Annotated in this window: 15 protein-coding genes; 10 read left to right on the top strand and 5 right to left on the bottom strand. The window is 43.8% G+C overall.

From position 1 onward, the window contains the following. The first annotated feature begins 173 nt into the window (after positions 1–173). The gene (gene hmpA / locus VIB_RS14335; protein ID WP_004396922.1) at positions 174–1,373 is read left to right on the top strand and encodes an NO-inducible flavohemoprotein; all 1,200 of its coding nucleotides are present in this window, start codon (positions 174–176) and stop codon (positions 1,371–1,373) included. Between the two features lie 65 nt (positions 1,374–1,438). On the opposite strand, the gene VIB_RS14340 is transcribed toward hmpA, so the two are convergent. Then, on the bottom strand, positions 1,439–1,648 hold the full coding sequence (locus VIB_RS14340; protein WP_004396923.1) for a cold-shock protein: 210 nt from the start codon (positions 1,646–1,648) through the stop codon (positions 1,439–1,441). 501 nt (positions 1,649–2,149) lie between these two features. Here VIB_RS14340 and VIB_RS14345 point away from each other — a divergent pair. From VIB_RS14345 to VIB_RS14360, 4 genes are all read left to right on the top strand, one after another. Further along, positions 2,150–2,509 (top strand): hypothetical protein, encoded by a 360-nt coding sequence (locus VIB_RS14345; protein WP_040905256.1) that lies wholly within the window; start codon positions 2,150–2,152, stop codon positions 2,507–2,509. A 168-nt stretch (positions 2,510–2,677) separates the two neighbouring features. Then, on the top strand, positions 2,678–3,682 hold the full coding sequence (locus VIB_RS14350) for a response regulator (protein ID WP_004396924.1): 1,005 nt from the start codon (positions 2,678–2,680) through the stop codon (positions 3,680–3,682). After that, entirely contained in the window at positions 3,682–4,125 is a 444-nt protein-coding gene (locus tag VIB_RS14355; protein WP_040905259.1) for a PAS domain-containing protein, read from the top strand. The genes VIB_RS14350 and VIB_RS14355 overlap by 1 nt, the downstream gene beginning before the upstream one ends. 42 nt (positions 4,126–4,167) lie before the next feature. Continuing rightward, positions 4,168–5,643 (top strand): bifunctional ADP-dependent NAD(P)H-hydrate dehydratase/NAD(P)H-hydrate epimerase, encoded by a 1,476-nt coding sequence (locus VIB_RS14360; RefSeq protein ID WP_004396925.1) that lies wholly within the window; start codon positions 4,168–4,170, stop codon positions 5,641–5,643. On the opposite strand, the gene VIB_RS14365 is transcribed toward VIB_RS14360, so the two are convergent. Further along, positions 5,633–6,631, bottom strand: coding sequence for a 2-hydroxyacid dehydrogenase (locus tag VIB_RS14365; protein WP_004396926.1), 999 nt, complete (start codon positions 6,629–6,631; stop codon positions 5,633–5,635). The two genes, VIB_RS14360 and VIB_RS14365, sit on opposite strands and share 11 nt — an antisense overlap. A gap of 555 nt (positions 6,632–7,186) precedes the next feature. Between VIB_RS14365 and VIB_RS14370 the strand changes: the two genes are divergently transcribed. Continuing rightward, positions 7,187–8,233: a GMP reductase gene (locus tag VIB_RS14370; protein ID WP_004396927.1), complete on the top strand. Its 1,047-nt coding sequence runs from the start codon at positions 7,187–7,189 to the stop codon at positions 8,231–8,233. Between the two features lie 343 nt (positions 8,234–8,576). On the opposite strand, the gene VIB_RS14375 is transcribed toward VIB_RS14370, so the two are convergent. Both VIB_RS14375 and VIB_RS14380 read right to left on the bottom strand, forming a co-directional pair. Continuing rightward, on the bottom strand, positions 8,577–9,080 hold the full coding sequence (locus tag VIB_RS14375; protein ID WP_040905262.1) for a DUF4411 family protein: 504 nt from the start codon (positions 9,078–9,080) through the stop codon (positions 8,577–8,579). Next, entirely contained in the window at positions 9,077–10,210 is a 1,134-nt protein-coding gene (locus VIB_RS14380; protein ID WP_004396929.1) for an ImmA/IrrE family metallo-endopeptidase, read from the bottom strand. The genes VIB_RS14375 and VIB_RS14380 overlap by 4 nt, the downstream gene beginning before the upstream one ends. Before the next feature lie 314 nt (positions 10,211–10,524). Here VIB_RS14380 and VIB_RS14385 point away from each other — a divergent pair, with 314 nt between their 5' ends. Further along, the gene (locus tag VIB_RS14385; protein ID WP_004396930.1) at positions 10,525–11,514 is read left to right on the top strand and encodes a zinc-dependent alcohol dehydrogenase family protein; all 990 of its coding nucleotides are present in this window, start codon (positions 10,525–10,527) and stop codon (positions 11,512–11,514) included. Between the two features lie 595 nt (positions 11,515–12,109). Here VIB_RS14385 and VIB_RS14390 read toward each other — a convergent pair. After that, positions 12,110–14,191, bottom strand: a complete 2,082-nt coding sequence (locus VIB_RS14390) for a TonB-dependent receptor (protein WP_004396931.1) — start codon at positions 14,189–14,191, stop codon at positions 12,110–12,112. 180 nt (positions 14,192–14,371) lie between these two features. On the opposite strand from VIB_RS14390, the gene fes reads away from it, so the two are divergent. From fes to VIB_RS14405, 3 genes are all read left to right on the top strand, one after another. Further along, positions 14,372–15,700: an enterochelin esterase gene (gene fes, locus VIB_RS14395; RefSeq protein WP_004396932.1), complete on the top strand. Its 1,329-nt coding sequence runs from the start codon at positions 14,372–14,374 to the stop codon at positions 15,698–15,700. A gap of 2 nt (positions 15,701–15,702) precedes the next feature. Beyond that, positions 15,703–15,897: an MbtH family protein gene (locus VIB_RS14400; protein ID WP_040905268.1), complete on the top strand. Its 195-nt coding sequence runs from the start codon at positions 15,703–15,705 to the stop codon at positions 15,895–15,897. 67 nt (positions 15,898–15,964) lie between these two features. Further along, on the top strand, positions 15,965–24,433 hold the full coding sequence (locus tag VIB_RS14405) for an amino acid adenylation domain-containing protein (protein ID WP_004396933.1): 8,469 nt from the start codon (positions 15,965–15,967) through the stop codon (positions 24,431–24,433). Positions 24,434–24,445: the final 12 nt, after the last annotated feature.

A 24,445-nucleotide genomic window follows, 5' to 3' on the forward strand; every position in this document is an offset into this window, starting at 1 on the left:
GGACATGATAGAGTCAAAATGACCAATTTAAAAGAAGTTAATTTGACATGATTTTATAGGTGTCTGTGTGATTATCATTTAATAACAATAAGTTAAGTGTTGGCATTGAACCTGCAATGGGATAGTGGAAGTCAGTTTATTTTCAATTATCTTATATCAGGAGACGTCGATTTATGCTCAACAACCATACTATCGCAATCATTAAAAGTACGATTCCTTTACTAGAGTCTGCAGGACCCGCACTTACGGCCCATTTTTATCAGCGTATGTTTACTCATAACCCTGAATTAAAAGATATTTTTAATATGACCCATCAAAAAACAGGTCGCCAAAGTGTTGCTCTGTTTAGTGCTGTCGCCGCTTACGCTAAAAATATCGATAACTTAGCGGCTCTCACTAGCGCTGTTGAACGTATCGCTCATAAACATACTAGTTTTAATATCCAACCGGATCATTATCAAATCGTCGGTCATCATTTGATTGAAACATTACGAGAGTTAGCACCAGAGGCCTTTACGAGTGAAGTAGAACAAGCGTGGACAGAGGCCTATCTCTTCTTAGCACAAATTTTTATTGAGCGAGAAGGTGAGCTCTATTTACAGCGTAAACAAGCGATCGGCGGTTGGTCTAATGCGCGCGAGTTTATTGTCGCAGACAAGCGTCCAGAATCATTATTGGTGACCAGTTTTATCCTAAAACCCAAAGATGGTTTACCAGTACTGACTCATCAAGCAGGTCAGTATATAGGATTAGAAGTGAAACCTGCGGGGCATCGATATCAAGAAATCCGCCAATATTCGTTATCTCACGCGACAAACGGCGAGTATTACCGGATATCGGTTAAGCGTGAAGGAGCGGACAATCAAAACGCAGGGGTAGTCTCGCACTATTTGCACGATAACGTTCAAGTTGGCGACTCGGTTGCTCTATATGCGCCAGCGGGTGATTTTTACTACGTTGAGCGTCAGCGTCCAGTGGTACTTATTTCTGCTGGCGTCGGTGTTACTCCGATGCAAGCGATGTTACAGACTCTTGCCGAGCAGGATAAAAATCAGGTTCATTATTTATACGCTTGTCATGATCGACAGCAACACACCTTTTTAGAAGAAACGGCGACACTCATCGCAGCCCAGCAAAACTCAGGCAAAGAATGGCAACAGCAGGTTTGGTATTTATGTGGTGAAGGCGCTAATACACATACTGGTCAAATGGATTTATCAGCCGTCACTTTGCCAATTAATGATGGGGATTATTATCTCTGTGGTCCACTTGGTTTTATGGAAAATACAGTAAAACAGTTGATGAGTTTAGGCGTTGATGCGGAACGGATTCATTATGAAGTGTTTGGCCCTCATGCCGAGCTGAATCGTTAAGATATGAGAATATAAAATGAAAATAGCCAGCTAAAAAGCTGGCTATTAAGTATTAGGTTCGTCTATTACAGGACTTTGATGCTTTCAGCTTGAGGGCCTTTTTGACCTTGTGTGATCACAAACTCAACTTTTTGGCCTTCAGCCAAAGTGCGGAAACCTTCACTTTGGATAGCACTGAAATGAGCAAAAACGTCAGGACCGTTTTCTTGTTTAATGAAGCCGAAACCTTTAGTTTCGTTGAACCATTTAACGGTACCAGTAACAGGAGTAGACATAGTAAAAATCCTAAAAAACATTTTGTATATAGGCCGAATTCGGCACGGATAGCATGGAAAAGTAGCTTGCTATTGCGTACGACACGACGGGAGTTACAAGGAATCCAACGAAACAATGTGTATACAACGAACTTCATTTCTAGCTGTTAGTGAGTCTAGATCAATCTGTATCGTTGTCAATTGGAACTTGCGATGAATTGCAAGAGTTTTAATTATTTTTTGCTCTAGGTGCCATTTCTGTGTAATTGATCATGTACTCAGTTCACTTTTAGCTCCAGTATGGGGGAATCTTTGAGCGTTTATTGCTTGTTAAAGAAAGGCTTGTTATCGCTATAGCGCGAAAATGGCTCTGTGAGCTAACCTCAAGAGTTCAATGATCAACCTTGTCTTTTATTATGCAAAGGCGTACATAATAAACCGTTAATATGAGGTGTGGGTCGAGGTGAGTAGAACGGCCTCATTTTAGCGGCATATTTCCTCCTTTCACTAAGGTAGGCCACGATGAAAATATTAATCATTGCTGCGGTCTCTTTATTGGTCGCTATTCTCGCCTCCGCCGAGCACTTTCCTTCGTTCTTACTTGGTTCTCTTACTGCTATCACGGCCGTCGTTGGGTGTTATGTCTTGGCGTTTAGTCGCGCACGATTTCCCGAACAAGCATTACTGCTGCTTTTTTGCGGTTTACTATTTAAGTTTGCGATCACCATTATTGGTGTCGTTTGGGGGATGGCGATGGGTTGGATGACTTCTCCTGCGATCTTTGCACTCTCGTATTTAATTTTCTCTATCGCGGCGACGTCATTAGGTTTTTATCTTCGCTCCCGTCAACGGGCCGCTCCTTCGCCAATGACTAAATCGTGATGTTAAGCTTACTGATAGCTTGGCTATATGACTTAACCGTATCGAGTAACGTCATCAAATGGTTTTTAAAAAGTGCCATTTATCAATAATTAAATCACGATAACCTAGTACGCTGATTCGATTTGGGTATACACTTTTAATTAATAAAAGCTAACAATAGGTGGTGGTATGTCTTACCCAGTGTTGATCTGCGATGATTCTGCATTAGCCCGAAAACAAATGGCTCGTTCTTTACCCGCTTCGTTGAATGCAGACATCACCTTTGCTGTACACGGTGTTGATGCATTGGAGCAGCTTGATAAGCACTCGTTTAAGTTAATGTTCTTAGATTTAACCATGCCAGAGTTAGATGGTTTTGAAACGCTTGAAGCGATGCGAGTGCGTGGTGATCAGACTCCCGTGGTGGTGGTTTCTGGTGATATCCAACCCAAAGCCAAAGAGCGAGTGATGGCGCTCGGGGCTCGCGCATTTATTCAAAAACCTATTGATAAAACGATCTTAAACGATGTTCTGCGTGAGCTGGTTGAGCCGCCGACGCAGCCGCGTATTGTCACGCCAGTTTCGATTGATCTGCCTATCTTACGGCGTCGTGATGTTTACATGGAAGTGGCTAACGTATCGATTGGTCAAGCGGCCGACGCGTTGGCACGCCATTTTGATGTATTTGTTGAGTTACCTTTACCTAATATCAATATCTTAGAAGTCAGTGAACTGCATATGGCTTTGCGTGATCTGGCCGATAATGTTCAGGTTTCTGGTGTTTGTCAGGGCTTTAGTGGCGAAGGGATTGCTGGAGAGGCTTTGGTGTTACTCAGTGACTCCAGTGTCGCGGATTTAAAAAAATTAATGAAAGTCCCGGTGGACAGCGAAGAGTTGGAAGAGCTTGAATTATTAATGGACGTTTCGAATATTTTGGTCGGCTCATTTCTTAATGGGCTCGGTCAACAATCGGAGGTGCGCTTTTTTCAAAGCTCGCCCGTCTTACTTGGTCAACATATTTCGATAGACTCGGTGATTCAATCAACCGCAGGTTCATTTACCAAAACCATGACCTTTGAGGTCAGCTACAATATTGAAGGCACCTCAATTCGTTGTGATCTGCTGTTTATGTTTGTCGATGAGTCGTTGCCGTTGCTCGATAATAAACTGGCTTATCTAATGGAGGATTTTTAATGCTTTCTCTCCCTGCTGAATTTGAGCAATTCCACTGGATGGTGGACATGGTCCAGAACGTTGATATGGGATTAATCGTCTTAAATCGAGACTACGAAGTACAGGTATGGAATGGGTTTATGACCCATCACAGTGGTAAGCATGGTCATGATGTGATTGGCAAATCTATCTTTACTATTTTTCCTGAAATTCCGTCAGACTGGTTTAAATTAAAAACCAAGCCCGTTTATGACTTAGGCTGTCGCAGTTTCATCACTTGGCAGCAGCGCCCTTATCTCTTCAAGTGTCGTAATGTCCGGCCCATTACCCAACAAGCGGATTTTATGTACCAAAATATCACTCTTAACCCGATGCGTACGCCGACAGGAAAAATCAATTCTCTTTTTCTGTCTATTCAAGATGCGACCACCGAGGCGTTGGCCTCTTTACAATCTCGACAGTAAGTTAACGCGATGTGTCTCATCTAGTGTTGTAGGAAAATTATCATGCCTTTGCCCAGACTTTTTTATACCCCACAGCAAGTCAAACAAGGTGAACAGTTAGCCGCTAAGGCGCAAGGTTTAGAAATGTTTCGGTTGATGGAGCGTGCTGGCCAAGCGGTATTTACCATTGCTTTAGCTCAGTATCCGGCTTCTCATCACTGGTTAGTGTGTTGTGGCAGCGGCAATAATGGTGGCGATGGTTATATTGTTGCACGACTGGCTCAATCGGTGGGTATTCAAGTCACGGTATGGCAGTTCGGTGATCCTGAATGTTTACGTGATGATGCACGAAAAGCTTATTATCACTGGTTAGATAGTGGCGGAGAAGTTTTTCCTTGTAGCGATACTATTCCAGATCATATCGATGTGATTATTGATGGATTACTAGGCATTGGTATTAAGGGAGCCGTTCGTCCTAAATTGCAAGCGGTGATCGAGACGATTAATGACCATTCAGCCCCTGTCGTTGCGATTGATGTGCCATCGGGGTTATGCGCTTTGACAGGATGTGCGCTTGGTTGTGCTATTTATGCGCAGCATACGGTGAGTTTTGTCGGCTTAAAACAAGGTTTAGTGACAGGGAAAGCGAGGGATTATGTTGGCCATCTGCATTTTGCAGGGTTAGGCATCGAAGAAGCTTTTAATGCGCAAAACTCCCCTACGCTGAAAGCTATCGATGTCAAGTCACCTCAGCGTTACTTACAGCCCAGATCAAGGACCGCTCATAAAGGTTTGCATGGTAAGGCGCTCTTTATTGGTGGTAATAGTGGTATGGGTGGCGCCGCCATTTTAGCCGCGCAGGCATGTGTGCGAACGGGAAGTGGTCTGAACGCAGCCTTGGTTCACCCCGGGAATACCACAGCGATGTTGGTCAGTTGCCCTGAGGTGATGGTCGCCAGTTGGTCGGATGCCAGTTTGCTTGAACAACGTTTAGCATGGTGCAGCGTGGTTGCCATTGGTCCTGGTTTAGGACAAGATGAAAAAGCGCAACAGCTAATCAGAGAAGTTCAAAGCCTCAATAAGCCGAAAATAATGGATGCGGATGCGTTGTTTTTTCTTGCTCAATCCGCCTGTTTCGATCAGCAGCGAATTATCACACCTCACCCTGCAGAGGCCGCAAGAATGCTCGCTACCGATGTTGAAACTATCGAAGCGGATCGTTTTCAGGTCGCACGCGCCTTACAGCAAAAATACGGCGGCGTAGTGGTATTAAAAGGCGCTGGTACCTTAGTCTATGACGGCGAAAGCCTGTATGTATGCTTGGCGGGTAATCCTGGTATGGCCAGTGGTGGAATGGGGGATGTCCTGACAGGGGTGATAGCTTCACTACTTGCGCAAGGACTCTCTTTATTTGATGCGGCTAAAGTAGGGGTTTTGATCCACAGTCAAGCGGCGGATCAAAACGCCCATGAACATGGGGAAAGAGGGCTAATTGCAAGCGATCTCATTCCCCATTTACGCCGTTTGGTTAATCGTTGATCAACTCATTGCCGGATAGCTTACCTTGGCTAAATACTAAAATATTATTTAGCGTGGTTTGCGCGATGTTATTTAACGCATCTTCGGTCAAGAAAGCTTGGTGTCCGGTAAAGAGCACATTGTGGCATGATGATAAACGGCGGAACACATCATCAACAATGACATCATTAGACTTGTCTTGGAAGAACAGATCTTTCTCATTGTCATACACATCTAGGCCTAATGAGCCTATACGACCACGTTTCAACGCTTCAATCGCCGCCGCAGAATCAAGCAGCTCTCCGCGACTGGTGTTGATGATCATCACTTTGTCTTTCATCTGATCAAACGCTTGCTCATTGAGCAGATGATAATTTTCTTTCGACATGGGGCAGTGCAAAGTGATCACATCACTATTGGCGTATAGCTCAGGCAGCTCAACGTATTTTGCCCCTAACTCAAGTGCGGCTGGATTTTGATAAGGGTCGTAACAAAGCACTGTCATACCAAGCCCTTTTAAAATCCGCATGGTAGCAACCCCAATTTTTCCCGTACCGATCACGCCAACGGTTTTACCATAAAAGTTAAAGCCCACTAAACCTTCTAAAGAGAAGTTGGCTTCACGAGTACGTTGGTAAGCTTTATGGAAACGACGGTTGAGGCACATCATTAAGCCCACGGTATGCTCAGCCACCGCTTCCGGTGAATAGGCAGGGACCCGTACTACCTGTAAACCTAATTGTTTCGCGGCGGCTAAATCAACTTTATCAAAGCCTGCGCAGCGCATAGCAATTAAACGAGTGCCACCTTGATAAAGTGTCTGTAGCACTTCTGCATCCAATTCATCGTTTACAAAAGCGCAAACGACTTGGCAATCTTTAGCCATTTGTGCGGTTTTGTGGGTTAAACGAAAATCATGAAAATGAAAGGTGAGCTGCTGAGGGTCAATAAATCGGTTGAAAGAGAGTTCATCGTAGTTTTTCGCGCTAAAAAAAGCGACATTGAGCATGGTGCTGTCTCCTCAAATAAGATCAGGCGAGTCAAAATAATACGCGCTTGCGAACATTGCTGCTCTCGGTATAAACCTAATCGTAATAAAAATAAACCCTATTTTTTCTCTGGGATAGAGAGACTCAGCCTGCATTTCAGTCACATTCATCTCAAGAAACCGTTGTCGCAACCGTTTGCAAAACGATGTCAGCCATCACACTTTTACTAAAGATCAAACATAAAATGCCACAGGCGGGTTTGGTTGCCCAAAGCGTTAAATAAAACACATTCAGAAAGGTTGGTGTTAACCTATTGATTTAACGTGATTAATAGACTTTGTTTGCGTGGTAGAGGGTGTCGTTAGATAAAGGATATGAAATCTTCGCTAGCGTAGCACAAAAAAAAGTAAAATATCAGACTTGCCGGAAAGAAATCACGCCCTATAATGCTGAAAACCGGAGCGTCTGCCAACGCTCCGGTTTTTTTGTGTCCGAAACATACTCAGGTCTGCCAACTTGGGTATGCCGCACCCTTGCGCTAAGGCACAGATAGTGAATTAACTAAGGAAATAACCATGCGTATCGAACAAGAACTTAAGTTAGGTTTTAAAGATGTCCTGTTTCGCCCGAAACGTTCTACTCTCAAAAGTCGTTCTCAAGTTAACTTAACCCGCGATTTTACCTTCAAGCATAGTGGCCGTCAATGGTCTGGCGTGCCTGTGATTGCCGCCAACATGGACTCGGTAGGCAGTTTCGCGATGGCGACAGCTCTTGCTGAACATGGGGTCATGACCGCGATTCATAAGCACTATACAGTGCAAGATTGGGCTGACTTTGTGCAAACGGCGAATGGTGACACCTTAAATAAGGTGATGGTTTCTACCGGCACTTCACCGCAAGATTTCCAGAAAACTCAAGATATTATGGCATTATCGGATGATCTGCTGTTTATCTGTATTGATATTGCTAACGGTTATTCAGAGCATTTGGTCGATTACGTACAGCAAGTACGTGCTGCCTTCCCTGATAAAGTGATTTCTGCGGGTAACGTAGTGACAGGGGATATGTGTGAAGAGCTGATCCTCGCTGGCGCGGATATTGTTAAAGTCGGTATTGGCCCAGGTTCGGTTTGTACCACACGGGTGAAAACGGGTGTCGGTTACCCTCAGCTCTCGGCGATCATTGAGTGTGCCGATGCTGCCCATGGTTTAGGCGGTCGTATCATCGGTGATGGTGGCTGCGCTTGTCCGGGCGATGTGGCGAAAGCCTTTGGCGGCGGCGCTGATTTTGTCATGCTAGGCGGCATGTTAGCTGGTCATGAAGAAGCGGGCGGTGAGCTGGTGGTGAAAGACGGCGAAACCTTTATGAAGTTCTATGGTATGTCGTCAAAGAGCGCCATGGAGAAGCACTCTGGCGGCGTAGCCGGTTACCGCGCTGCGGAAGGTAAAACCGTATTATTACCATTTCGCGGCAGTGTCCACGGCACCATTCAAGATATCCTCGGTGGCGTGCGCTCAACCTGCACTTATGTCGGCGCGGCGGAGCTTCGCGAGCTCACCAAGCGTACAACGTTTATCCGCGTGTTGGAGCAAGAGAATACGGTGTTTGGTAAAGAGAAGTAATTTCTCTTTCTAATATACCTTGCCAACTTGAACGTGCAGCGATGTTAGGCACGTTCTCGTTCACCCCAATTACCTAGTCTATCTATGTGATTGGGGATGAACGTGTCGGAAGACATTAAAGTTTGTGATAATAAAGTTTGAAACTCACTTTTGGACAAAAACTATTTTAGCGAAATTGCTAATTTAGAAAAATGCAAATTATCTGAACATCGCTTCGATGTGTGTCCAGCTCAGCTTCTACTGGTGCGGATCAGAAAATTGAGAACCGGAAATTACTACTTTTAAACGGTATTGAAACGGTGTTCGTGTCACCACTTCTTGGAAATAAGAGGGATTCTAAAGCCTAAGCGGGCGGTGCATGCATAACAAATTGAGCTTCTAAATTGTTTAGTAGCTCAAAAGTGTTGATATAAGACACTTTGAAGTGCTCACAAATGTTTGGGATTAAGATTTTTTTCTTGATTTTTTTGTCGAGCTTTTCGTGGGTAACGATAACTGCTCCAGTTGTTATAGCTTTAGCAATTAGCCAAGGGTCTGCCCCTCTCAGAAATTCTTCATGTGTTCCGTCATTCATTTCAGTTAGAGACATTACATAATTCACGATTTCTACGAAGGCAAGTTGGGTTGCTTCGTCATCATTAGCTTCAAACAAATGTGAATGTTCTTTAACCCATGTTGCGAGTTCATCATTACCGTTTGTCAGTTCTTTCTTTATGAATTCGATACTGGCAACGCCGTATTGCTTGTTTGATTGCAATAACCACTGCCAGTAACCCGGGCAAATTGTCATCGAATAGTATCGGTTTTTCGCTTCAATAAATGTATTTGCATCTAGCAGGTAATTCATAAGGCAAGTTTGCTCGCGTACGTTTTAATTTTACTTGGTTGGATTCCCAATAAGCTCCCGGCATCCCGAAGTAACATCCTACCACTCAGTGCTTCTGCAACAACTGCACTAGAGAATAAAGCACTGTTACGGGCACCTGCGGTAATGTTAAAGTCTCCTCCGCTGCTTTTTTTGCGTTTGAACGCTTCCATTTCACGTTGGTAAAACTCCCAATAAGTATCAGAGTCTATAGCACCACAGTCGAGAGCTCGTTTAGCCACGACGAGTTTACTAACGTGAAATCTAGAACTAATTTCTACTGCATTGTTTAGTAGGCTAACTAGGGGGTTCCACATTTCATGGAACTCTTTTTCTGGGACAAGGAATTCGCCGGCTACAGCATTGCAGAACTTTTCCTCTTCGGCATGTTCGTTGCCAAGATCAGAAATACCACTACTGCCTATCCAAATATGAGCTAATTCATGAACAAATGTAAAAAGCCTTGCTGCTGGCGCATCAGAGCTATTAATGAATATTACAGGCGCTAGTTTGTCGGAGATGGCAAAGCCTCGAAACTCGCTGACTTCGAGCTTTCTTCTGGTGTTATTTCCTACGATGCCGCTTCTCATAACAAGAATGCGAGAGTTTTCAGCTGCGCTGATAAGTTGACGTTGATAGTCTTCCCAGGTGCCTTTTTGAGGCAGAGGAACTTCTAATTCACCCCTTATGTTTTGCGCAACTTCATAAACAGTATTTTTTGTAGAAAAGCGACCAACAAACGGCAATTTCTCTTCACCAATTTGTCGCAAATACTCTTTATACCACTCTTGTTTATACATTACCTGTTTAATGATATCTCTCATCTCAACAGATACTTCATCACGATGCTTATTACCTATAGTTCTAAGATCGGGAATAGGTAGTTCTTCTTTAGGTGGATTAACTAAGAATAGATAGCCAAAAGGAATATTAGTAGCGCTTGCAATTTTTTGGGCTTGAGCGAATGTTGGCTTAGATGTTCCGGCCTCCCATTCAACTACCCGATCAACCTTTTTAATCCCTAATTTTTGAGCAAAAGCCTCCTCACTTAAGCCGGCTCGTTGCCGTGCCCAAGTTACAATCTGGGGATTAATTAATGCTTGCGTTGCCATGGTCTCTACTTACTTATTTTACTGTAACTACAATACATATCATAGGTGACATTATACATAACTTGTTTTATTAATCGCTAGCAGAACTGCCTTGAACTGTGCGAAAAGCTAGGTTCCTTAATGTAACCACTCCTACTTAATTACACACACAATTAGAAAATATATGGTGAATGATGGTTAAGTGAAATGAATTATCAATATATCGAGACACATAATGGGGCAAAGAAGAGTCAGCATAAAGCTGGACATTCATGATAAAATGCCAGCATAACATCTGATATTTAAAGAATTTATCGACCCCAAAAAGCCCATTAATGTCTAACGCTACTACAAACACAAGAATTCACCAGCTCTGTTTCGGTCAACCGCAAGATTCATTGACAATTGAACATGTACCTTTGGATTTGCTTGAAAAAGATAAAATCAGAGTCAAAATCGAAGCAACTAATATTAATCCAAGCGACTTGTTGTCTATTCATGGTGTAGGTCAATACAGGCATAGCCATCAACCGCCCAGAGTGCCCGGATTTGAAGCTGTAGGTCAAATCATTGACTCTAACCATGCAGAATTTATTGTAGGACAAAGAGTTGTCGTGGCTACCAGCGGTACTTGGCAGCAATATATCGATGTATCACCAGATAACCTCTTCATCATTCCGTCACATCTGGACAATAGCTATGCGTGCCAGTTGTATATCAATGCGCTAACCGCGTGGGTTTTAACTACCGAAATTGCTCGGTTGACGAAAGATGATGTACTGATTATCAACGCGGGAAGCTCTGCAATAGGTAAAATTTTTGCACAGCTATCTTCATCGCTAGGGTTCACTCTCATTGTCGTAACGTCGAAGCCTGAAAATTATCCATATGCTTCAAACCATGTACTAGATGCAAAACAAGACCTACTCACTCAAATACAGAAACTTGATTTGCCTAACCCCAATATCGCATTCGACGCCATTGGAGGCAAAGCAGGAACTGAGCTGATTCTTACCGTCAGCAAGAATGGGCGGTATATCAACTATGGAACGCTTTCTCTGGAGTTTTATGAGCCAAGCTTCTTTGAGTATACGAAGAACCAGAATATAGACTTCAGCACATTTTTCTTACGCTACTGGGAGAACTCGGTTGGTAAAGGTATCAGGCGCGAAAAGTTTTCGATGATGCTAGACCATTTCATCACCAATAAAATACAACTAGATGTTGAACGCTGTATTCCATTGGAACAAGTTCAATCTGCTATCGAGCTAATCGAGTCTAAATCAACGACCTTACATGGAAAAATCATATTGACCCCGATGTAGTGGTTCTGGCTAGTTATGAGAAAAAGTATTCAAAAGTCGTCAGTGTAATTTACTGTTGCGTATTTACTCTAAGCAACTTTGGTCGAGTAGACGACACCTGTTACCAAGTGCCGCCCCTCTAAGAACCGTACGTGCAACTTTCACTGCATATGGCTCAAGCCTTCACTGAGGCGTTACTCGGCAAGATAGGAAGGTTGCAAAGGTTGAATATTAAAGAATCTATCATCACGATTGAATAGAGCATTAGTCAATTAGTGTAAATAAAGTTACCGTAAAATTAGTTACAGTAACTTTGTTTACACTAACTTCCATGCCATAAAGCAGTCTTCAGGCATGAAAAGTGTTGATTTTACTAGCTGTCAATCAAGTATCTTGATTCCGTTAGCGTTGAATTCTAAGTATTAGGCTAACAACTTTTAGAGCAGCTTTGCGTTACGCTGATCACCTCTCAGCATGTTTCTGGGCAAAACCTTGCTAGAACAAAAGATAAACGACGACAGAGCTCACTTGCTGCTGACCAACCACTTAAATAATAAACGTCCGATAATTATCGGACGTTTATGTGTTGGTTTTGCACGGTAATCAATAGCGCCTTTTAGAATTTATAGTCAGCGATGATACCGAATGTGCGTGGTCCGCCAACTTCGATCAGATCATTCTTGTGACGTAACACATAATCCTCGTTGGTCGCATTTTTAACATAAGCACGAACGGTTAAGTTATTTATGTTGTAACCAGCATTGACGTTAAGCACCGTGTAGTCACCAGCTGAAGTACTTTCAGTGTTGGCTAAGTTAGTATAATAGTCTGAAACATAGTTGACTCGTGCGCCAAAGAATAAGCCTGAGTCAAAGTTTTGTGTAAAGCCTAAGCCTGCAGAAAGGTCAGGGGCATAGCTAAACTCTTTGCCAGTGAGATCGACGGTTGTTCCGCTAGGCCCTTGGGTGACTTCTGTTTTCAGTAAGCCAACAAAGGCAAAAACATCTAACCCAGAATCAAACCAGTACGTCGTTTCAACTTCAGCACCATAAGTTTTACCTTTAGGGATATTCGCTACGTAATTATCGAACCGGCTACCGCTGTCTCCATAGACGACGGTATGGTAATTACGGTAATCGTTGTAAAAGATATTTGCTGTTAAACCAAGCCGGTTCTCTAGGAAAGTAGAACGTGAACTGAGTTCGTAGGTCCAGACTTTTTCTGGTTTAAATACAAAGAGATTCTCTTGGCCCTCGTTGTAGCCTATGCCACCAGCATTGTAGCCTTTACGAGCGGTTAAACCTAAGTTCCAAGTATCAGAGGCCTCGTAAGTTAAGCCAACTTTAGGCAGCAAGATACCGTTGTTTTCTTTTTCTTTGAAGTCGAGAGGCAATCTTGCATGGTCAAAATCACGATCAAGCTTGTCATGCTCGTAGCGAGCACCCAGTAACAGTCCCCATTGAGAGGCAATCTTGATTTTGGAATCAAAGTAAATGGAATGGGTTTGGACTTCATCAATACGTTTTAGTGAGTCAGTTTGTGTGTTTTGATCTTTAAAATAACTGCTGAGTCCGAAAATCGCATTGTATTTTTCGTCTAAAGAATTATAAGCCAGTTTAGCTTCTACAGTATAATTCTCCTCGTCCACATCGCCCCACCAATTCGTTGAAGGATAGGCTTTAAACTTGGTTGAGTAATCTCGCCTTGCCAGTAGGAAATCGGCTTTAAGTTCTTCATTGATGAGATAACCGACATCAAGATTAACGTTCCAGCTTTTAGTTTCTTGACGACGAGTACCGCTGGCATCGGTGTATTCCAACTTACCACCATCTTTATCGACAAGGTTTGTATATTGGCCTTCTTCATTACGGCTGGCGACCGTGAGTTTCGCGGTGAGTTTATCGGTGCCAAAAGGTTGAAATAGCAGTTTACCCCGGACGTTATGAGATTTTATTTCTGAAGGATCCCAAGGGTATTGATCATTGTTTGGTAATGAATAATCGATCGGCGTATTGCCTGTTGTCCCTTCAGCGGCAATACGGAAGGCAAGTTTATCTTCGACGATTGGGGCAGAGACAACCCCAGCTAAGTGGTATTTGTTGTCCTCATTTTCGTAGCCAACTCGGAACTTACTTTCTGTGTAAAACGTGGGGTCTTGGGTTTTGATGACTACGGCACCACCGATGCTGTTACGTCCTTGATTCGTTGATTGAGGGCCTTTGTATACTTCGACCTGCTCTGTATCCCATAGCCCAGCTTTACCGAAAGCTTCACCTGTCCAAGATTCAGATACACCATCAACAGTGGTATTCACCCGAGGCGTGGCTCCGGTCATGAATGAGATGAATCCATCTCCAGCTCCACCTCGTCCATCAACGCCACGAATGTGTGGCATTCCTGATGGGGCGTTAAGTACGTTAGGGACTCTATCCAGTAAATCGTAGTAAGTTCGGTCTTCGCCATTATCCGCTTCTGCAGTAAAAATAGTCACCGAGCTGGTATTCTGCGCCAGCGTGCCGCCCAACTTTTCACCAAGAACAACAATCGTTTCTGAGGCCCGAACATTATTCGCTTCTTGCTGTTCTTGAGCGTAAACGACCGAACTGGCGCTGCCTAGGCAAATCAGGCCAATCATCGTAGAAAGAGTACTCCTTGTATAGCGAGGGGTATTACCACTGTTTAAGTCCATAAGCTTCATATTAAGAAATCCTTTAAAAATAGGGAAAATGTTTGATGTTGTAACCGTTTTTATGTAAAAGATTATTGCGGATGATTATGTTAATGATAATTGTTAGTATTTGCAATTATTGGTGGTGTGAATTTATTCCGCTGGCTTGTTTTTGATGAATAAGAGAGTGGTTGATTAATAGGAATAGTCATGTTGTTTGAAGAACCCAATGCACACAGCAACCCAAATCTTCATCAGGTTTGTCGATGGCTTTCTCGCGATGGTTGCAATATTGGCGATAACAGGTGGTGGCAACAAATGGCGTTTGAAGGGATGCCGATAGTGATGAATGCTGAGGATGAATACGCTGATGTGATCTTTATTTGGCGAGAACCGAGAGGTTCAGATATCCGAGAAGTGTACATTGATATTAATGGTGTCACCGACCATCACAGTTTTACTATGGCCAAGCTTTCTCAGATAGAAGGTACGGACGTGTGGTTTTATATCGCTTCTATTAAGCACACTTGGCGCGGTGGTTATTCTTTTATTCCAGTCCCTCATCAACTATGTCAGCCAAGTTATGTTGGCAGTTATCAAGAGAAAAGGGCTCAGCACCGTGAATGGTTAAAAAAACTATTTCCGTTGAGTTGTCGTGATGATCTTGGCAGAAACCGATTGGATCATTGCCTGTGGGGAATGAGCAAAACACCGCTGCATATGCCTAATGCTCCGTCGCAAATCTATTGGCAAATTTTTGATCAGAATGGCGGTAACAGTCCCATTAAGTCGAGTTTCTCCCTCAACTGGCAGAGTAGGATACTGAATAACAGCCGCAGTGTATGGCTGTATTCCACCACACGCGATACGCAGAAAACATTGCCTGTTGTTTTTATTCTTGATGGCCGTTTTTGGTCTGAGTCGCTACCGATATACGACGCATTGTCATGCGCGACTCAGCAAGGCGTATTACCAGAAGCTCTGTATGTGTTGATTGATGAAGTGGATGGCCGTCTGCGAAGTGAAGAACTCAGTTGTAATCCGCTGTTTTGGCAAGCACTGATACAAGAACTATTCCCTTTAATTTCGGGTTATTTCACCATTAGTCAAGATCCCGAGCAAACCGTAGTCGTCGGTCAGAGTCTCGGTGGTTTGGCTGCTATGTTCGCTGCATTGAATTGGCCTGAGCGTTTTGGAGCGGTCGTGTGTCAGTCTGGATCATTTTGGTGGCCAGATTTTTCTCTGGTTAAACCGCCTAGTGACTATGTACCACCTGAGTCACCGCATCTTCTTAGTGATATGAGTCGACAGATACATCAAGGGTTGGGTCGTCACTGCTGTTTGAACATTTTTATCGAAGTAGGAAGTGGCGAAGACATCATGGTCGATCTTAGCTTGGACCTATACCAGCAACTCGCTGCTCAACGACACAATCTTCAATACCGAGTCTTTGATGGCGGGCATGAACGTCTATGTTGGCGTGGTGGCATCATCGATGGACTCTCTTACCTTTTTTCATTACCGCCGAAACGGAGTTAGACATGTCTGAACAATACGTTAATCCTTTTGATAATACTGAAAATCAGTTCACCGTCTTGATTAATCATCATGGTCAATACAGCTTATGGCCTGAATTTAAGCCTACGCCATCAGGCTGGAAAAGTACTTTTGGCCCATCCAGTAAACAACGCTGCATCGAATATATCGAAGCTAACTGGCATGACATTCGAGTGTAAACCACCCTTCAGTACAGTAAAAAATAACTAAAAAAGACAAGTGATTATCATTTTAAGGAATGGATGAATGAAAGAACATCAAGTACCAGAAGAACAGTATCCTCTTATTGGTACTCAGCAGGGTATTTGGTTTGGGCAGCAACTGATGTTAAGACCCGAAGAATTTAACGTCGCCCATTACATCGAGCTTGATGGAGAGATTGATTTAGAATGCTTTAGCCAAGCTGTTAATAGCGGTATTTTTGCCGCTGATTCACTACATTTTCACTATTTCGAGATTGATGGGGAAATTAAGCAGGGGATTATCGAGCCTAAGCAAGCTCAAAACGTTTTGGAGATCATGGATTTCTCGCAAGCGGCTTCTGTTGATGAATCGGCTCTTGAATGGATGAAAGAGGATCTCGTTACTCCGATCAATTTACAAGAGGCAAAACCAAGGTATCGACATTGCTTAATTCATGTGGGTGATAACAGCAAAACCAAGTGGCTATGGTATCAACGTTATCATCATATTGATGTTGATGGATTTAGCATTAACGCCATCACTGATTATATTGTTAGCGAGTATAATCGGTTAGTTGCGGGGACCGCTGGGCCAACCCCATTTACTCCTTTCAAAGCGGTTATCGATGAGCATCAGCACTTTCATCAATCTGAACAATATCAAGCGGCTCGTCATTTTTGGCAACAACAGGCACGTCAATTACCGGAAGCTCTCAGTTTAGTGACCGGAGGTAGACAAAGCTCGGCGAATATCGTTGAGAAATTCAACATTGAATTAGAGGGTGGCGATTGGCTTAATCGCGGAGGTCATAAAATTCTGCCTTCAGAGCTTGCCATGGCATTGGTATTTGCTTACCTACATTTAGTTTCTGGAGAGCAAAATATTGGTGTGGGCTTCCCATTTATGCGTCGAATGGGTAGCTGCGCTGCGAGCTCATCAGGGGCCGTCGTCAATATTCTGCCGTTGACAGTAAACGTCGATCCAATAATGTCACTGTTTGATGTTGCTAGGTCGATGAATAAAGTTATCCGCCAAGCTCGTTGTTATCAAATGTACGATGCCGAACAAATTCAACGAGATTTCGGCAAAGTTGGGCAAGTTTTGTATGGACCAATTCTTAATTACAAACCTTTTGAAGAAGACATACATTTGGCAGGAATAAAAGGCCGGACGCACATCCTTTCAGCCGGCCCCATTGATGATATTGAGTTTTCTCCCCAGCTAAATAATAACCAACTGGGCTTAACGTTGACCGGGAATGCTGCCAAGTACTCTGAACAGTCACTGGCCTTGCATGCGCATCGTTTCGCTTATATGGTCGAACAGATAGCCCGTAATCCAGATACCGCTTTGCATACACTGGATATTATTCCGACGGATGAACGAACGAATATTGCTCGGTGGTCTACAGGAAAGACGCTGAATGAAAAACCTCAAGTTCAGACAGTGTTAGCCGTATTTGATCAACAGGTTAAATTGAAACCTAATGTCGAGGCGCTAAAATTTGCTCAACAGAGTTGGAGCTTTATTCAGCTAGACAGAGCTGTTGAAAATAAAGCCCAGCAGATTAAGGGATTGGGCGCTCGCAAAGGTGATATCATTGGTGTCGCCATTCCTCGTAGTGCTGACACGATTATCACAATGTTGGCTATCCTACGAGTAGGGGCAGTCTACCTTCCTATTGATTTAGCATATCCCCAGGAACGTATCGAAACCATTTTAGAACAAGCCCAACCATGGGGGGTGATGGTGGAAAACGCTGAGCTCTTGCCGTGGAATCACCTTACCCGTTGTATCTCTTTGACTGATTTAGGCAGCCTAGCTGTTACTGAGCGTATCAAGGTTGATATTGATCCTTCAGATATCGCTTATATTGTATTTACCTCTGGCTCGACGGGTAAACCGAAAGGGGTAATGAACACTCATGGTGCGTTGCTAAACTTATTACATTCACATCAGCATTCCATTTTTGCTCGTACCATTCGATGTCTTGCTGAGAAATATCAATGTGCTGAGAATGATGTGCTAGTGAGAGCTGCGCATACGACATCATTCTCATTTGATGCGTCTTGGGAGCAAGTGCTCTGGATGCTCTGTGGTCATTCACTGTACCTGTACGATGATGAACAACGCAAAGATGCCTATGAATTAACTGAAAAAGTCAAAAAAGATCATATTGATGCATTAGATCTTCCCCCTCTATTATTGGGTCAAATGCTTGATAACCAATTGATGGAAGCTGAGCATGTCCCTTCACTAGTGTTAATCGGGAGTGAAGCTGTGCCAGAGAAACTCTGGTCGAGAGTGAAAGCTTATCCGCAATTGTTGGTGGAAAACTTCTACGGCCCCACCGAGTTTACCGTTGATGCCGTGAGTGCATCACTCAACGTCGACGACACCCCCGTTATTGGTCGCCCAATACTCAACGCTCAAGCTTATGTGTTAGACAAGCAATTAAATGCGGTTGCTGTTGGTGTGGTTGGTGAGTTGTATCTTGCTGGGGCCGGGTTGGCAAAAGGGTATTTAAATCAAGCTGGAATGACAGCAGAGCGGTTCATCGCTAATCCCTTTGCACATGGTCAAATCATGTATAGAACCGGTGATTTAGTGAAATGGCGTGATAATGGTCAGTTGGACTTTGTTGGCCGTAGTGACGATCAGGTCAAAATTCGTGGTTTCCGTATCGAGCTTGCTGACGTGGAAAGCATAATTAGTGCTATTGATGGCGTTGAAACAAGCGTGGTGGTGGCAGAGCGTTATGGAGAGTCTCACCGACTGATCGCGTACTGTACATTGGTCAATCCGGATCGGTCTGAGTTAAATGAATCTCTCTTATTGGCCCATATTTCCTCCTCTGCGCCAGAATACATGGTGCCTGCCGCTTTAGTGATCATCGATAAATTTCCTCTTAATGTGAACGGTAAAATTGACCGAAAGTCACTACCTAAACCTGTGATTATGTCTAGCCATGGGAGCGTGGCTCCGACTACCCAAGAAGAGCAAGTCTTATGCGATGCGATTGCTGAACTACTTGGAATAGCAAAGGTTGGAACGTCGGACGATTTCTTTGCTCTCGGAGGAGATAGTATTTCTGCGATGGGCCTTGGCACATTATTACGGAAAGTGGGTTATGAGCTCCGCCCTAAAGAAGTATTTGCGGCACGTCAGTTAGGCGTGATGGCAACGTTGATGAAACCGCTTAGTATTGCTCGTCAAGGTACACTCAATCAGGATGGGGAAATTCGGCCTCTACCAATGTGGCGCTGGTTTGAAGAAACCTTTGCTGAAAACACGAGTTATGTTCAAGGCGTATTTGTCGAGATCGAACCCGATGTGATGCTAGTCCATCTTCAAGCTGGATTAAAGCAATTGGTCGCTCACTATTCTGCCTGCCGCTTGATGAAACGAAATCAAGGTTACCGTATTGAGCCAGTGGAGAAGGTAAATACCGATTCTTGGTTAACAACGAGTCGAGTTGAAGATCTGGAATACGTTGATCTTGATGAAATGTTTGAACAATTTGGTCAAAGGTTAGCGCCGAACAGGAATATGCTCCAACTGATCCATGTTGTTGATAGAGCAGGGCGAAGTGGATTAATGATCCTTGCTCATCACTTGATCATTGATGGGGTCTCTTGGCGAATTTTATTGCCGCAGTTAAAAATGTTGGTTCGCGCGCAAGTCAATGGAAGCAAGCCTGATCTTAACTTTGAGGTTACTGGACTGAATACTTGGTCGCAAGCGCTCTACCAACACTTACCACAGTTGATGAAGCAAGCGAAAGGTTGGATTGAGCAGGAGTCTTGCTTTATTGAGCCGTTAAAACCGTCAACGGCAAAGGGCCGTATTATTCATCATCGGGCATTGTTACCGACAGAGCTAACACAAAATGTTATTCGCTATTGCCAAGAATCCCGAGTGCTCGACATTGATGAGATATTGATGGCAGCGGTGACATCTGCACTAGGTAAGTGTTATCAAAAAGAAGCGATTAAGCTGAATTTAGAATCTCATGGTCGTGAAGAGTTTGACGCTGCACTGAACCTTACGCAAACCATAGGCTGGTTTACTACTGAATTTCCAATCGTCGTTGTTCTACCTAAAGACGGCGACCTTGTCGAGTTACTTAAACAGGTAAAACAATCTAAGCGGCGCATCAAGGATAAAGGCTTAGGTTATATGTCTTTGAGATATTTAGATAACGTATATCGTGATGAGCTTGCAGAATTATCTAAGCGTAATCAAGCATCGTTATTGTTTAATTACTTAGGACGTTTTGAGCAGGAACAGGGTAACTGGACTCCCATTCGTCGGCAGGGTAAGTTTGCCGATACGTTAGCGGTCTCTTTAAATAGCGATAACGCTCTGTTACATCCGTTAGAACTGAATGTTTTTGTCGATGAGAGTGACCAAGAGACCAAATTTGCTCTTAATTGGACTTGGGATGAAGCGCAATTCAGTCATGATGAGATTCGCGTTATTGGCAACCATATCACTCAGCAACTTGAAGCGATTCTGGATTGGTTTAGTGCGCAACAAGAGCCACAAGCGATCCTTCGGGTTCCAGCTGAATTTACTGAAGATGATGTATCACTCAACGATGCAGAAAGGTTAGCTCATCGCTTTGGCCCATTTAGCGATATTCTTCCCGCTTTACCGCTGCAAGAGGGCTTATTGTTTCAATCACAACTGGGAGATGAGAAAAGTAACTACAACTCAACGACCCGATTAAGCTTCAACGGTACAATAGTACCGCAGCGAGTTCAGCAAGCGCTGAATGCCGTGATCATGCGTCATCGGCAATTACTGGCTAAATTCGACAGTTCGATTTTAGGAAGAACCGTTCAATTGCTTCCTCAAGCGATGGCTTCTTGGCCATTGAAGTGTATCGATATTCGTAAAGAGAGTCGTCAATATCAACAGGCGTATCTTGAGCAAGTGGAAAAGAAAGAACTCGTTCGTCAATTTGATCTCAATAACCCTAATGAATCATTACTGGGTGCGACGTTAATCCATCATGGTGACAATCACAGCACTTTATTTATTTCTGCTCATCATCTCGTTGTTGATGGTTGGTCAACCCCTATTTTATTGGCTGATTTCCTTGCCGCCTATGGCCAAGACAATCAAAACCTGCCACAGATATCCTCTCAATATGCAGATGTCGTCAATCAACTTAAACTGCGGGATAAAGCCCCCGCTCAAGCACTTTGGCAACAGGTACTGAAGGACGTGACACCAACGATTGCCTTCGAAGATATCCCCGTTGAGGATAGTGTAAAAGAGGGGGAATTGATCATTGGCGCAGAGCAAACCCAGCAATTAACCCAATGCTTAAGTCGTTATGGTTTGACGTTCAATTCATTGGTACAAGGGATTTGGTCATGTATTTTGGGGAGCATAACAGGTCGAGAAGATATCGTATTTGGTACGCCAATCTCTGGTCGATTTGGGCATATAAAGGGCATTGATGAGCACATTGGTTTGTTCAGCAATACAATTCCCGTGCGTATGAAACTGAATCCTAAACAGAGCTTGTTGCAACAATTACAAGCTCATCAGAACACTCAAATTCAGCTTCTTGAGCATGATGAACTGGGTTTGAGTGAAATTCAGCAGTTGGCGGGGGGCGAAACATTATTTGATACCTTATTAGTGGTGGAAAATTACCCTGATCATTCTGATTGGTACCAACGAGATTATCAGGGAGCGAAACTTACCCACATTCACAACCGAGGCTATACCCACTACCCATTGACTATCCTGGTTCTCCCTGGTGAGCAAATCCATATTCTATTTGAGTATCGTGACACTATTGGTATTGCACAGCAAGTCATGCAGCGTTTTGAGAGAGTACTGCAAACCATTATTGATGAGCCCGATATTCCCTTGTCACAACTGGATTTACGGTTAGAGGAAGAAACCGTCCTTCAGCAGCGTATTAACCGGACGGAAACTGAAGTTCGTCATAGTACATTAGGCATGCTCATGACCGAGCAGGCAGAGCGCACACCGGATCATGTTGCCTTGGTCGATAATGAATATAGTTTCAGCTATCGAGAGATGCGTGAATACGTCATTGCTATCACTAACTTATTGGTTAATCAGGGTATTAATATCGGTGATATCGTTGCCGTTGCGCTACCAAGAAGCGTTAAACTCAGTCTTGCTCTTAACAGTATAATCGAATCTGGGGCCGCTTATCTTCCGTTAGATGTCAGTTACCCCGATGATAGATTGGCTTATATGATCAGCGATGCTAAGCCGAAACTGATCATCACTACCTCTGATTATAGCGAGCGTTTTAGCGATCTTGGTGAGCTTTTTATCTTAGATGAACTACCACAAGCCACACCATATAGCGATGTAACGAGACAACAAGCATTACGCCCAGAACATGGCGCGTACATTATTTATACCTCAGGTTCTACAGGTAATCCAAAAGGAGTGCTGGTTTCTCATCAAGCGATCATTAACCGTTTGCAATGGATGCAGCACGAATATCAACTTAATCACAAAGACGTTGTACTACAGAAAACACCTTGTAGCTTCGATGTTTCCGTATGGGAGTTCTTCTGGCCATTGATTCAGGGGGCAACCTTAGTTATGGCTCCACCAGAATCGCATAAAGATCCAGAATGGCTTATGTCGATTATTGAAGATTATCAAGTCACGACGATGCACTTTGTTCCTTCAATGCTTGCTGCGTTTATCGCGTCGATAGCGGCGAACTCGGATAAAGAGCGCAACGTCGCCCCAAGTTTACAGCGCGTATTTTGTTCGGGTGAGGCGTTATCTAAGGATTTATCGACGGCCTATGCCAAGTGGATTAACGCACCGTTACATAATCTGTACGGCCCGACGGAAGCCGCTGTTGATGTGACCTATTGTCCAGCGTTTGGTGAATCACTGGACGAGAGTTTTGGCAATAGCGTACCGATTGGCTTGCCAGTTTGGAATACGCAGTTGTATGTCTTAGATAGCTTTCTGCGAGAAACACCTCTCGGTGTTCCTGGTGAGTTGTATCTTGCTGGAGAACAACTGGCGATTGGTTATCTTAATCGACATTCACTTACCGCCGATAGATTTATAGCCAATCCGTTTACTCATGGAGAGCGCATGTATCGGACGGGGGATATCGTCCGTTGGTTACCGTCAGGGAAAATAGAATATTTGGGAAGAAGTGATGAGCAGCTAAAAATCCGAGGTCAGCGAATTGAACTCGGTGAGATCGAAGTCGCCCTTCAGTCTTTGCCAAGTGTTAAGCAAGCCTTGGTCTGTGCCAAAGTCTTCGGCTTAGAAAAAAGTATGGCAGGAGCCGATGAGCGTCAATTGGTTGGTTACGTGATTCTCAATGAAGATGTCCATATCGAGGGTGAAGCGCTTAAAGCTGCTTTGGCAGATTACCTTCCTGCTCATATGGTGCCCATCGCAATCATTATCATGGAGACATTTCCTCTCAGCGCTAATGGTAAGTTAGATCGTAAGGCGCTGCCTTTACCTAGCGATATACTGATAGGGGAAGGCCGTAAAGCGCGTCCTGGCTTAGAAACCCAACTAGTAGGTATTTTTGCTGATGTGTTAGGCATTGACTCGCTGTCTGCTGAAGATGATTTTTTCTCGTTAGGCGGCCACTCTTTAATGGCTATGAAGCTAGCAGCAGACATTCGACGAGTCTTAAATGTCCCAGTTACTGTCGGTCAAATCATGGTCAATTCTACGGTGGAAAAACTGGCGTTATTACTGCTTGATGATAAGGCTCGTAATGATCCAACCTTGGCAGGGTTTGGAGACGTACTTCCTATCCGTGCAGGCCATGGGCCTGCTTTATTTTGCATCAACTCAGCATCGGGTTTTGCTTGGCAATACACAGGATTACCGAAGTATTTACAAGGACATTATCCTATTATTGGTCTCCAATCTCCACGCCCATCTGGGGCCATGGCGGTGGGAGCAGACATGCAAGAAGCTTGTGATATTTACCTGAAAGCCCTAAAGGCGATACAGCCTCATGGACCCTATCATCTATTGGGCTATTCATTTGGCGGCAATGTGGCACATAGCTTAGCTGCTCAGCTTCAGCAGCAAGGTGAAGAGGTGGCCTTTCTTTGTCTTTTCGATACTTATCCACCCGAAGGGCAGGATTGGGAAGGACCAATGAATGAAGAGGTGCAGGATGAAATCCAACGAGAGAAAGAGCGATTTCTTACCACCAATGATGTAACAGATGATGAACTTGATCAGCAAAGAGCCAAGATGTTTGAGGACATCACCGCCAACTATGAGGATGCGGTTCGGTTGCTGTCTGGGGCTCAATCATTAAAGTATCAGGGTAGAGTGGAGTTATTTGTCGCTCAAAGAACGCTACCCCAAGGCTATGATATTGATCAGCACTGGCAGTCATTCATAACAGGGCTAGAAAAGTATTACTTTGATTGCTCTCATGAAGACATTATTACATCCGAACATGTTGGAAAAATCGGTGAGCAACTTAACCAACTGTTATCCGAGAAAAAGACGCTCAAAGCATAAGGAAAAACCGGC

Source organism: Vibrio metschnikovii CIP 69.14 (assembly GCF_000176155.1).
In the GTDB taxonomy this organism is placed as follows: domain Bacteria; phylum Pseudomonadota; class Gammaproteobacteria; order Enterobacterales; family Vibrionaceae; genus Vibrio; species Vibrio metschnikovii.